The organism is Companilactobacillus suantsaicola, from assembly GCF_004745525.1.
GTDB lineage: Bacteria > Bacillota > Bacilli > Lactobacillales > Lactobacillaceae > Companilactobacillus > Companilactobacillus suantsaicola.
In genome coordinates this window covers 1-12,553 of the sequence record NZ_RKLY01000004.1, presented here as the reverse complement: position 1 = coordinate 12,553, position 12,553 = coordinate 1, and the positions used below count along the sequence as shown (strand labels likewise).

The window sequence follows — 12,553 nt, the reverse complement described above, 5'->3', positions numbered from 1 at the left end:
TGGTCGTTATAAAGTGGAAATTACAGCAATAGATGTATAAAATGAAGTTTTAGAGAAACTGAGGTGAGCATGTGCTTAGAGGAATAGGAAAAAGTCATGGGAAGACTATTATTATGGGAGAACATGCGGTAGTTTATGGCTACCCGGCATTTGCTATCCCTTTACTTAGTACGCCCGTGATCGTCAAAATGAAACAAACTAATCAAGAGAACTCTTTGATTTCCAAGTACTATGCTGGAAAAATCGAACAAATCCCTGATTCATTGTCAGGCGTTAAATTCTTAGTCAATCTGCTCGATACAAAATTAAATGCCGATAAAGTAAATTACGTAATCAATATCGACAGTGGTCTGCCAATTGAACGCGGAATGGGTTCATCAGCTGCCATCGCTTGTGCAATTACTCGAGCCTTTTTTGACTTCTTCCAAGACGATTTGACACATGAACTGTTATTAGATTACGTCAATCAGTCAGAAACCGTTACTCACGGTAAAGCTAGTGGTTTGGACGCTCAAACCGTCAGTTCAGATGACCCCATCAAGTTCAGTAAAACTGAAGCACCAAAACACTTTAATTTTAACTCGGATGGCTTCATTATCATAGCTGATTCAGGCGTAAAAGGACGCACCAAAGAAACGGTCGCCGATGTTCGTCAAATGTACGACAACGATCCACAAAAAATTGGTGCCTATTTGAAACAATTAGGCGACTATGCCAGTCAAGCCAGTGATTATTTGGTCAAAGGAAATCTCAAGCAACTCGGAATAGTCTTCACGCTTGCCAATGAAGCTTTAACTAAATTGAATCTCGCCATCCCTAAAACTGATCAACTGATTGAGGCAGCCAACCACGCTGGTGCCCTTGGTAGTAAGATCACCGGTGGTGGCCGCGGTGGTTGTGTCATCAGTTTGGCTCGTAATTTGACTAATGCTCAAATGATTCAAAAAGCACTCATCAAAAATGGTGCAGAACAAACTTGGATCCAACCTTTATCAATCTATGGAGAGGATGAAAACTTTGACTAAAACGGCTCGTGCGTACACTAACATCGCTTTAATTAAATACTGGGGCAAAAAGGATAAAGCCTTAAAACTCCCCTACACTAACAGTTTGTCATTAACCCTTGATCGTTTCTACACTGATACTAAGGCAACTATCATCGATAGTGATGAAGATGTTATTTATTTGAATAACACCTTGTTAACGCATACTCAAAGTAAAAGAATCGTCAACTATTTGAATACGATTAGACAATTTTATTCATTTAACGAACATTTTCGTATCGATTCAATCAACCATGTGCCAACTTCAGCCGGTTTTGCCTCGTCAGCGTCCGGTTTTGCCGCCCTAGCCGCTGCCATCAATTCCAGTAAAAATTTACAACTTGATCGTCGTCATTTGTCGATTTTAGCTCGTAACGGCTCAGGATCAGCTAGTCGATCGATTTATGGAGGCTTTGTCGAATGGAATGCTGGTACTGACAATGAAAGCTCTTACGCTGAACCGATTGATGAAACTCCAGACATCGACATTGCGATTCTTTCAGTCGTGATCAATTCGCAGCAAAAGAAAATTTCTTCGACAGTTGGAATGGAAAATAGTGTAAAAAGCTCCCCTTTTTATTCAAATTGGGTTACACTGGTGGCTTCAGAGATAAAAGAAATTAAGCAAGCGATTGCTAAAAAAGATGTTGCCAAAATCGGTGAGATTTCCGAACACAATGCGATGAGCATGCATGCTTTAACGCTTTCAGCTAATCCACCCTTCACGTATTTCGCTCCCGAAACTTTAAGAATTCTTCAAATAATTCAACAATTACGTCAAAAAGGCATCCTTGCGTATGCTACAATTGATGCCGGTCCAAACGTTAAAATTATATGTACGAAGAACTCGATCAAAACAGTTCAAAAATACATTGAAGAAACTATTTCTAATGTAACTTGCGTTGTTGCTAATATCGGTAGTGGCATCCAATACATCTGATTCAAATTTGAAAGGTATGATATTTTTGTCTACAGGAAAAGCACCTGGGAAACTATATTTAGCTGGAGAGTACGCCGTTGTTGAGACTGGCTTTCCTGCCGTTTTAACTTCCGTTAATAAATACGTGACAGTTACGGTCAGCAGATCGACTAATGGTGGTACGATTCAATCTAAAAACTTAAATAAAGAACTGATTCATTGGAACCGTCAAGGAACTGAACTAGTCTTTGATGACTCTGAAAGTCAATTACAATACATCTTGGCTGCAATCAAATTCACTGAAAAATATGCGCTTGAACGTGGTATCAAACTAGATTACTACGACTTGCTCGTTACGAGTGAATTAGATTCTCAAGATGGTAAAAAATATGGTCTTGGCTCATCGGCAGCTGTGACTGTGGCAGTAGTAAAAACTCTAGGCGATTTTTACCATCTAAATCTTTCAGCGATGGATATTTATAAAATTTCAGCGATTTCCCATTTATCCGTTCAAGGAAATGGTAGCCTCGGTGATATTGCCGCAAGTGCCTTTGGTGGCATTGTAGCTTACTATTCGCCCGACCGTAACTGGATTTTCAATATGATTCGTAATCACAGTATTTCTGAAATCCTAGCACTCGATTGGCCCGAATTAAAGATTGAAAGTTTGAATCTACCTGATGATTTAGAACTTACCGTTGGTTGGACAGGATCTCCTGCTTCAACTTCCATTTTGGTGGATCGGATTGCCTTAACTAAGGCACAAAAAGTTAAAAAGTATCAACATTTCTTGCAAGCTAGTCGTAAAAACGTCGAAAAATTGATTGACGGCTTTAGAAACAACGATTCCGCACTGATCAAGCAAATGTTCAGTAAATACCGTCAGTTACTCGACGATTTAGCTGACTTCAGTGATGTTCACATCGAAACTGAATTGTTAACTAAACTTTGTGACATTGCCGAAAACCTAGGTGGTTCTGCGAAAACATCTGGTGCTGGCGGTGGCGACTGTGGAATCGTCTTGAGTGATAAGAACTTAAATGTTGCTGAATTAAAAAAGGAATGGCAAAAAGTTGGAATCACTCCCCTTACATTAAAAATCGGAGAAATAATTGCCCATGCCTAAACAAGATGCCCAAATTCAACGTAAAGTTGAACATCTTTTCTTAGCTGAAAAATACTTCACTGATGAGTCATACGCTGACTTTGACAGTGTTCGTTTATTACACAATGCCCTACCAGAATTGAGTTTTAACAATATTGATCTTTCGACTCAATTCATCAATCAAAAAATGTCTTTGCCAATTTACTTCAATGCTATTACTGGCGGTTCTAAACAATCAACTAAATTCAACACTGAGTTGGCAAAGTTGGCTCATAAGCTTGATATTCCCGTCTCCAGTGGTTCGATGGGTGTTTTTTTGCGTCTACCCGAAACTAAAGCTTCTTTTACAACATTACGTGAAAATGATCCCGATGGATTCGTAATTGCTAACGTTTCCGCTAAAGCGAATGCCTCACAAGCTCAACAAGCCGTTGATGCTTTGTCGGCCAACGCTTTACAGATTCACTTGAATGCCATTCAAGAGTTAGCCATGCCAGAAGGTGATCAAGAATTCTTTTGGTTAGATAATATTAAGCAAATTGTTGCCAAGTTAACCGTTCCAGTGATCGTCAAAGAAGTTGGTTTCGGCCTGTCACGCAATAACTTAGAAGACTTGTACAAAATTGGTGTTAAATACGTTGATATTTCTGGTTTTGGTGGCACTGACTTTGCTCAAATTGAAAGTTCGCGTAATCATGAATTGGACTTAACTTATTTAGACCAATTTTCGCTTTCAACCGTTGAATCATTGCTTGAATCAATCCCCTACCAAGAAAAAATGACTATCTTTGCTTCTGGCGGAGTTAGAACACCAATGGATGTCATCAAAGCTATCCGTTTAGGAGCTAGTGCCGTGGGGATGTCCGGTTTAGTTTTGCATCATCTACAAAAGTATTCACTCAGTGAGACAGAGATTTTCTTTACTGAATTCGTAAAACAATTGAAGTTGATCATGGCCGCAATCGGTGCCAAGTCAATTCAAGATATAAAAAAAGCTCCCATCCTATTCGATGAGAACTTAGTCAATTACGCTAAACAGCGCCATATTATTTTACCGTCTTAATCCCTTTGGATAGACGTTTTTTATTTGTTGATTACTGTAGCGACCCCAACTAAAGAGTTTACCTTGATAGGATAAACCAATCCACTTGTTGTCAAAACTAGGTCGCTGCTCTAAGATAATCGATTCACCGTGCAAATATTTTTCAAATTGCTCGGCATTTAATTCAAAAACAGTTTTTAAATCATCAGGTTTGAGTGCTAATATCCACGCGATATCGGGCTCGAACCTATTTTTTTTGAATTCACCCAGCTTCAAGCCGTTACGCAAGATATGCAATCCTTTGAAACGATTATCCAGACTAGCTGCCTGGTACAAGAAATCACTGATCTTTAACCAGCTAGTTTCAGCCAAACCATTCAAATTAGCTTTGGCGAACTTCTCAACAAATTTTACGTCATCTTTTTTGACACCATTGTTGATCATTCTTTCGCGAGTCTCTTCAATTTCACCATCTTTAACTAGCTTACACATAAAATGACCTTCGCCATTGAATTTATCGGGAAACATTCTTAATGCTTTAGTTAACTCGGGATTTCCATTGCCCCATGCTGGACGACCATCTTCCATACCTTGATATTTCTTAACAGGTTCAAGATGCATGTCCGGATATTTCTTCAAGAACCAGTCGACATTTTGCTCGTTTTCTTCTGGTGAGAAAGTACAAGTTGAATAAACCAACGTTCCACCAGGACTCAAGAGCTTATATGCTGAATCCAAAATATGCTGCTGACGATTAGCACACTGATCTACATAGTCTAATGACCAATACTTTACGGATTCAGGATCTTTTCGAAACATCCCTTCGCCGGAACATGGCGCATCAACTAAAATTTTATCGAAAAAGTTGTCAAATTTCTTTTCAAAGTCTTTTGGTGAGTTATTCGTCACCACAGTATTACTAATACCCATTCTTTCAATATTAGAAGACAATACCTTAGCTCGCTTAGTATTTATCTCATTACTTACTAAAAGTCCCTGTGAGGCCATTTTTGAGGCAATATAGGTAGTTTTTGAACCCGGAGCAGCACAGAGATCTAAAATTCTTTCATTTTCTTTAGGATCTAGAATTTCAGTCACATACATTGCACTAGGTTCTTGGCTGTAGACATAGCCAGACAAATGGTCGATCGAATTACCGTTGATTTCACCAAAATAACCTATCGGACTATACTCGATCGGTTTAGCCAAAGAATACGAAACATTTTGATAATTAGGTTTCAACGGGTTCAACCGAAAAGCTTCCTGACTATCTGTTTGAATCGCCGCAAACAAAGCTTGAGAGCGGTCCCCCAATAATTTTTGATACTTTTTTTGAAAATCTGAGCTTAATTCAACCCTCATTTAATAACTCACTCCGTCTTTTTTACAAAAATAATTTGTGACATACCGACTAAAATAGTAATCAATACTGACACTAAAATAAACATATTGAACGTATTTTGACTAATAATTGCAATCTTCCAATTAACTGCAAAATATCCCGCCAGAAATGGTATCAATGTATAAATTAAGTAACGAACCATCAATCCATTTCGATAATTGTTTTTTAAATCACCAGTTAAATGTGAGCGCGATAAGTCATATTTCAGTGGCACTAAAATATAGAAATCAACGATTAAAATCAAAACAAACAAGAAGACAATTCCGACAAGATACATTTCACCATTGTTGGTCGTTTCAACATTCGTAAAATCATCCGTTTGTGGCACATATTTATGAGTCGATTTAACCTTCATAATTTTTTTAATTTTAGTCAAAGTATCCTTATTGCTCAACGCATTACCATCCAAAACCGTCGTAACTTCATTCAAATGGTACTTGGATTTAGGCTGATTTGGTGAAAGTGAAACTAATGTTTGACTATTCAAAATATCAGCTCCGTCAAAACCAACATTCCCAATCACCGAAATATAGCGATCATCAAGGTCAATATAGGCCTGTCCTTGTGGTTTATAGGATTGTAATTGCGAATTTTTGCCTTGGATAGCAAAAGGAATTTGGGAAATAAAATCATCTTCTGAGAAATACCGACCACTAGTGATTGGTAATTTGGTAAATTTTTTGTGACTGTAAATATAACCCAGATCACTATTACTCTTCTCAAAAAAGATCAATTGATACGATGATAACTTCTTAGTCTCACTTAATTGCGTGACGACTGTCTTCAAATTCTTCTTCGATTTAGTTTTCAAAACTAGGGCTTGGTCACTCATCCCTAGTCGATTCATCGTATTGTTATACTTGATCGAATCGCTTTTAGAGATAGCGACTCCGGTCAACAGGACAATCAAAAAAATAACAATACTTGATATTACTTTTTTCATAAATCTCACCTATTAATTTGTCTTACTGGTATCCTATTTTACACTAAACGGCTAATTATTTAACCAAGTATAATTGATCATGAACCAAATCATAGCGTGAATAGACGCGATTGATCTGTTTGATGCGTGAATCGGTTACTAATTTGGCTTGATTCCAAAATTCTTGACTGTCTGTCGCACCGTCAAATTCTCCAATCAGCAAAAAATTAGCATCCAATTTTCTCATTTTTTGTAAAATTTGGACGTCAATTTCTTCACGGTCAGGACTCCAAGCGACAATCACGTCATCGACTTTATTACCGTATTTCGCTAGCGCTGAAATAGCATCTAATGATTCAACCTCTGTCAGAAGCTTATTGCCAGTTTGATCATGCTTAGACCAACTCAAATCGTCGGTACAATAAGTCTTTACGCCTAGATCTCGCAAGCCTTTAGACAAAAAGCCATTTCCTGCCATCAGTTCTAAGAAACTCTGATTTGGAAAATCAATCGTTATTTGTTCGACAAAATCTTGAGTAATAGTTGCCCAATATCCAAATTCTTGTTGTAGATACGTTCGCAATTCACCTAAATCGTGATCGAACTTTTCTAAATCAGTAGACATTTTTTCAAATTCGGGAGCCGATAAAAACATATTTTTTTGCATAAACGAAGTTATTTCTGACTCGCTTAACTGTAATTTGGGAAAATGATACTTAGGTAATTGTTTATTTTCTAAACTAGCAATTATTCGCTCGATCAGTTTGACTTTTAAATTGAACGTATTACCGTTTGGTAAAACTGCTAAATCATTTTTTAAAGTTTCAATATAATTCATCTTTTCTCCTAACTATGCGTTAGATTATGTAATCAGTTTACTAGACTAGATTCAGAACATAAAGAAATTATCTTTTTCTAAAGTTTTTTCGCCAAAACTGTACATTTATTTCCAATAATTTGGAAAAAGTGTAATATCTTAAGTAGAACATATAAGAGGTGAAACATGGCAGAAAATAAAAGAAGACGTCGGCCTCAAAAAGAAGAAGAAACGGGTTGGAAGTTTTGGCTTCAAACTATTGCAATGACCGTTGCAATCTATGCGGTCTTCTTTTTAGGGTTTAAGTTTGTTCTGGCTAACGATCAAGTATCTGGACCATCAATGCAACCAACTTTTGAAGATGGAGATAAGGTTATCGCAACGAGACATTCAAAGATTTCTCGTGGGGATGTCGTCATTTTGAAGGCACCTGATGAACCGGGATCTTTCTATATCAAACGGGTTATCGGTCTACCAGGAGATACTGTCGTTTCTAAGAACAATAAATTGTATATCAATGGTAAACTATACAAAGAGGACTTCCTCAAAGCTGGTTCCAAAAAGAAAGAACCTGACACTAGTCTGTATGCGGGTAAACCTTACAGTTACACGTATGATTTCACTTTAAGTATGCTGGCCAAGAATTCGCCAGAATATAAAGAAAGATTCAGCGAATCTTATCTAAAGAAAGTCGAACAGACTAATAAAGTTCCAGCCGGGACCTACTTTGTTTTAGGAGACCATCGAACAGTTTCAAAAGATAGTCGGATTATTGGTTTCATTAAGAAGAAGAGCATCGTTGGAGAAGTTAAGTGGCGTTATTGGCCATTGACTCGATGGACAATCTTTTAGTTTTAAGTTTAGACAAACTTATTGGAGGTAGTTTCATGGACAAACCAAGTATTGCTGAAATGATTATTCAGTATGAAAAAGATAAGGATATGAATGATACACAATTTGCTTTTGAAAGTCATCTTTCGGTTGAAAGAGTTCACAACTTAAAATCAGGTGAATATGCCGCAACCGCTGATGAAAAGAAAACCATCTTAGAATATATCAAGTTACATCAATAAAAAAAACATCCTTTTATCCCGCGTTTTAATAAGACATTCATTGAATTTAAGATTATCTGCTCTTTTACTTGATCAATATTTTTTAAATCTTGATCGTGACGTTTTTTAAATGCTTCCTGATCCTCATATTGCGTGATATCAATCTGGATATTGCCATCATCTGCCAGTTTGACTGAGGGTCCCATGATAATTGCTACATATTTTAAATCAAAGCCTTGAACTGTATAGATCGAACCAACTTCATTGATTGTTTCGGGTTTTTGGGCCCAAGTGGTTTTAGAATAGTTGTATTGATCCCAGGGCAAATGAAAATTCCCCTCATTGATGAAGTGTTTTTTACCATCCAAGGTGGACGGATAATCTGCGGTGGCGACGATTCGTGACTCACTTACTTGCTGATTCTTTTGTTTCAAAGCTTGGTACATCTTTTCAGCATCAGCGTAAATTCGAAAATCGTAATTGGAATCCATCGTCAAAAAATCGTCATTTTCTTCGGGAATCTCATCCAATTGTTTTTTGTCAGTCAAATCATCGATCCAATCAAGCACCTTTGCTGGAGCTTGCATGCGCATTTGCGTTTTTAAAGTTGCAGACGCAAAATTGATTTTTTCTGGAATAATTTTCTGTAACAAATTTTCGGACCAATAACTTTTCAGTTTCAAAACTTGGCGTGAATCAAAAACAAATATTACCACCGTACTCAATTTGATTATTTCTTGTAACTGATTTTTTTGGCGAAAATTATTGTAATTATCACTCTCACTCAACAAAAGATGAGCCTCATCTATCACAACAACATCAGCTTTTTGCCCTGTCTTGTGGGCCCGGTTGATAAAAGTTGTTGGGCGCAGGAAGCGATTTTTGCGCAACTCAGCAAATTCACCGGTATTTTCTTGATAGACTTTTAATAATTCGGGATGATTGACCAAAAAGTAATTCTGAGTCTGATTTTCTTTAGCCAACTTTTCCAATTTTAAAAAGAGTTGCGTCAGGATGACACTCTTCCCCGTTCCAGCATCCCCATTTAATTGAAAAATGGACTTCTGCTGGGTTTTCAAAGCATCCTTAGTAAATCCTAGTATTTGTTTAAAAACAGTCTGTTGTTCGGCTGTAAGTTCCTTATTTGGGAAAACTGATGTTAACATATTACCTCCAAAATAAAAAAGCCTTACGGCTTTTTATTTTTCATCACTCTTCAAAATTCCACCAACTGAATAATGGTCCTTGGCCATTTCATTCAAAACAACGTGAACGTGTTCAGCAGGTGCTCCAGTATTCTTAGTAACAGCTTCAGTAACGTCTTTTACAAGACCCTTAAGTTGTTCTGGACTACGACCTTCAATTAGGTCAATGTGTACTAGTGGCATAGTTATTTCTCCTTTTTGGTAATTCGTGGTTAAATTATCTCATAATTTGTTGGGATTTTAAATGTTAATTTACTTACTATCAATGGCATCTATTGCCTGTAAATACTGATTATCACAAACAACAATTTCATTATCAGTTAGACACTTGATACATATAACTCTTTTTGGAACTATTTGCGAATGTTTATCATTCCTAATATTTCTTAACGACACCGGCACATAAACATCTTTGGAAAATCGATCTGGCAGTAATATTAATTGAAAAAACCTCTTATGTAAAGAAAGAATTGATAAATCATACTGTAAATAGAGCGTACCAGTCGGATTATCGCTGATCCCAATTTCTAATGTATCCAACATTTTCAAAAAACTTAATACTTCAATCTTTTGCCAAGCTGTACCATCATTTCTTACTTTTAATTCTCTAAAATTAATTCTTCCAATTTTTAAATCCATCCAAAATTTTTTTGCACCTTTTTGATATTTGAATCCACACAGATGCATATAATTTTCAATATTAAATTTGAAATCGATATAAGATATTTTTTTGTTTGAAAGATAGAAATATCTGAATTTACGATTTTTGAAATTCTTATCAAAGTATAGTTGTATTTCCTTTAGTTTATTGAAATTCTGATTGAATTTAATTCTATCCTTAGTGCTTAACACATGATAGCCAGTCATTGAATTATTAATAATAACGCACCTTTAATAGTTCTACCTTTTTTATTTTTTGTCATTATTTTAATTGAATTTTAGCATAAAAATAAAAAAACCACTAACGCGAAGTTAGTGGCAAAAGTAGGTTTTTAGGTTGTCAGCCAACGGCACTTACCATATAGATAGGTGAAAATTTATCTGATTTTAATGTTCCCAGCGAACTGCATCTATTTAAATAGATGAAAATTTATCTGATTTTTTAGATGCCTACCACATCTTTAATACACGTTAATTATACAGTCAAAAGAATTCACTTTCAAGAATTCAACTTTTTGAAATATACAATTTCAAATATTGGAAATACACTACAAGGAGCAACTAACAAATAAATCCAAGTAAGTTTTTGATTGTCAACTAGTAACATTTACTTTTCAAATTTCAACCAAATATTTAATACACTATTAATATACGGCCAAAGAATTTTTTTAAGAAGAATAAAAAATTATAGACTTTAATCATAATTTACAATTGGAACATCATTTGAAATATATACAAAATTATAATCATCGTTATCCTTGTCTAAAGTAACTTCTATATTATTTTTGCCATCTCCAAATGCCCTTTCATCAAGTCTATATCCACTAATTTCTGGGGCTGTTAATTTAACTTTATCTCCGGAAAGTCCTTCAATAGTTTTTGATGGTAAGAATTCATATGAAATGAATCCTGTCCTATCATTTGTTGAAAGCAGATAATTGATCTTGATTGATGTTTTTTGTCCTTGTGGAATCACATAATCAGTTGTCCAAGTTGTTTTTCCTTCAGCTATTAGCTCTGAAGCAGGTTTACTTAGTGAAAATACATAAGGTACATATCCAATAGGCTTCCCATTATTATCGTAAGCCAAGAAGTACCCACTTCCATAACCTTCATCCCAAATTGATCCTTCGTTGTGTTTTGTACTTAGCCAAGTATTAGCATCAGATTTTTTCTTGAAAACCCTATTAGAGATGTATGTTCTATCACTTTTCACTAATTCAGCGACCGGCGTATCTCTACCAGGCGCATCGGTTTGAAGAGCCGCTGAATTCAATAAATCTTGGTAGGTGTAACCTAAATCACCAATGTATGCACTATTATTTTTTGTTGAATCACAAGCAGACTCATTTTGTTTACCACCGAAATCTTGAATGGCTACATACGAACCGCTGTCAAGTTGCTTTACACCCACTCCAATGTCTGTCATAGACTTATCTAACATTGTTGCATTATGGTCAGGTGATGCCTTCCATTGATCGACTAGCGCTTTAGCTAGTTCATCGGCTGTTGAACCACCATTAATAGCTAAGTTTTCAGCCATATCAGATGAATCGTATCGATTTAAATCAGGTTGTGTTTGAGCAATAAATTCATCATGGTTAGCAGCGTTCATTTTACCAGTTGAGTTTACGTGATCCGCTTCTGTATTAGCACGAGCTACAGCACCTGCTGTCAAGTTTACATCTGTATTCAAAGTATTTAGACCATTTTGTTGACGATATTCATTTACTAGAGAAATAATCTTGTTGGCTACTTCTGTAGTATCTATAGAAGCTGATACATCCTTACTATATGTGAATGTAATTACATTGTTATCTTTGGCAACTGTCAATGTTTTACCTTGTTGGTCTACTGTATATCCATCAATAGCAATGGCTGGTTCAGTTACATCTTGTCCTACTTCTTTATCAGTTAATGTCTTAGACTCTTTTAGTTTTTTACCTTTAGAATCAACATAATTTACTGTTACATTAGCCTTTTCTACTACTGGTGCATCCTTTGTATACGTAAATGTTACAGTTTTATCACCATCAACAGTTACATTTTGGGTAGCGTCGCCTTTTACCGTATATCCGTCGACGTCAATTGCCTTGGCGGGATAACTATCACCAATATTGGCCTCACTTGTAGTTGACTTAGCAATTTCTTTATCATTTTCATCCACAAATTTAGTTGTAACAGTGGCTGTCTTTGGTGCTACTGCATCCTTAGTGTAGGTAAACATAATTGTTGAACCCTCTTCAGATACCTTTACCGACTTAGTAGCGTAAGCAGTAAATAACCGACCGTATTGATTTTCTGATTTCTTTCAGAACGCAAAAACACCCGACTTTCTTTCCAGAAAGTCGAGTGCTTTTTCTTCTATAATTGTTGGTTTAGGCTT

Annotated in this window: 13 protein-coding genes; 6 read left to right on the top strand and 7 right to left on the bottom strand. The window is 36.1% G+C overall.

Features of this window, described 5'->3' with window-relative positions:
- Positions 1-71 precede the first annotated feature (71 nt).
- The 4 genes from mvk to fni are packed head-to-tail and all read left to right on the top strand — an operon-like array spanning position 72 to position 4,130.
- Complete coding sequence (mvk, locus tag EGT49_RS02290) at positions 72-1,025, top strand: mevalonate kinase (protein ID WP_135371349.1); 954 nt, start codon at positions 72-74, stop codon at positions 1,023-1,025.
- Complete coding sequence (mvaD, locus tag EGT49_RS02285; protein ID WP_135371348.1) at positions 1,018-1,983, top strand: diphosphomevalonate decarboxylase; 966 nt, start codon at positions 1,018-1,020, stop codon at positions 1,981-1,983. Before mvk ends, mvaD begins: the two co-directional genes overlap by 8 nt.
- Positions 1,984-2,008: 25 nt before the next feature.
- Positions 2,009-3,088 (top strand): phosphomevalonate kinase, encoded by a 1,080-nt coding sequence (locus EGT49_RS02280; protein ID WP_167849723.1) that lies wholly within the window; start codon positions 2,009-2,011, stop codon positions 3,086-3,088.
- Positions 3,081-4,130 carry a type 2 isopentenyl-diphosphate Delta-isomerase gene (gene fni, locus EGT49_RS02275; RefSeq protein ID WP_135371346.1) on the top strand — a complete coding sequence of 350 codons (1,050 nt, stop codon included), beginning with the start codon at positions 3,081-3,083 and terminating at the stop codon, positions 4,128-4,130. The genes EGT49_RS02280 and fni overlap by 8 nt, the downstream gene beginning before the upstream one ends.
- Here the strand turns inward: fni and EGT49_RS02270 are convergent.
- Genes EGT49_RS02270 through EGT49_RS02260 form a run of 3 tightly spaced genes read right to left on the bottom strand, consistent with a single transcriptional unit; the run spans position 4,119 to position 7,271 of the window.
- On the bottom strand, positions 4,119-5,471 hold the full coding sequence (locus EGT49_RS02270; protein WP_135371345.1) for an RsmF rRNA methyltransferase first C-terminal domain-containing protein: 1,353 nt from the start codon (positions 5,469-5,471) through the stop codon (positions 4,119-4,121). The genes fni and EGT49_RS02270 overlap by 12 nt on opposite strands.
- Positions 5,472-5,479: 8 nt before the next feature.
- A complete protein-coding gene (locus EGT49_RS02265; RefSeq protein WP_135371344.1) occupies positions 5,480-6,454 on the bottom strand; it encodes a hypothetical protein in 975 nt (324 codons plus the stop codon).
- A gap of 55 nt (positions 6,455-6,509) precedes the next feature.
- The gene (locus EGT49_RS02260; protein WP_135371343.1) at positions 6,510-7,271 is read right to left on the bottom strand and encodes a hypothetical protein; all 762 of its coding nucleotides are present in this window, start codon (positions 7,269-7,271) and stop codon (positions 6,510-6,512) included.
- A gap of 165 nt (positions 7,272-7,436) precedes the next feature.
- On the opposite strand from EGT49_RS02260, the gene lepB reads away from it, so the two are divergent.
- Positions 7,437-8,102 carry a signal peptidase I gene (gene lepB / locus EGT49_RS02255; RefSeq protein WP_135371342.1) on the top strand — a complete coding sequence of 222 codons (666 nt, stop codon included), beginning with the start codon at positions 7,437-7,439 and terminating at the stop codon, positions 8,100-8,102.
- Between the two features lie 35 nt (positions 8,103-8,137).
- Positions 8,138-8,323, top strand: a complete 186-nt coding sequence (locus EGT49_RS02250; protein WP_135371341.1) for an LBP_cg2779 family protein — start codon at positions 8,138-8,140, stop codon at positions 8,321-8,323.
- Here the strand turns inward: EGT49_RS02250 and EGT49_RS02245 are convergent.
- The 4 genes from EGT49_RS02245 to EGT49_RS02230 form a co-directional block, all read right to left on the bottom strand.
- Positions 8,317-9,468 carry a DUF2075 domain-containing protein gene (locus tag EGT49_RS02245; protein WP_135371340.1) on the bottom strand — a complete coding sequence of 384 codons (1,152 nt, stop codon included), beginning with the start codon at positions 9,466-9,468 and terminating at the stop codon, positions 8,317-8,319. The genes EGT49_RS02250 and EGT49_RS02245 overlap by 7 nt on opposite strands.
- Before the next feature lie 33 nt (positions 9,469-9,501).
- A complete protein-coding gene (locus EGT49_RS02240; protein ID WP_135371339.1) occupies positions 9,502-9,690 on the bottom strand; it encodes a 2-hydroxymuconate tautomerase in 189 nt (62 codons plus the stop codon).
- Positions 9,691-9,759: 69 nt separating this feature from the next.
- Positions 9,760-10,374, bottom strand: coding sequence for a PBECR4 domain-containing protein (locus tag EGT49_RS12395; protein ID WP_246013778.1), 615 nt, complete (start codon positions 10,372-10,374; stop codon positions 9,760-9,762).
- A gap of 487 nt (positions 10,375-10,861) precedes the next feature.
- Positions 10,862-12,394: a MucBP domain-containing protein gene (locus EGT49_RS02230; protein WP_135371337.1), complete on the bottom strand. Its 1,533-nt coding sequence runs from the start codon at positions 12,392-12,394 to the stop codon at positions 10,862-10,864.
- Positions 12,395-12,553 lie beyond the last annotated feature (159 nt).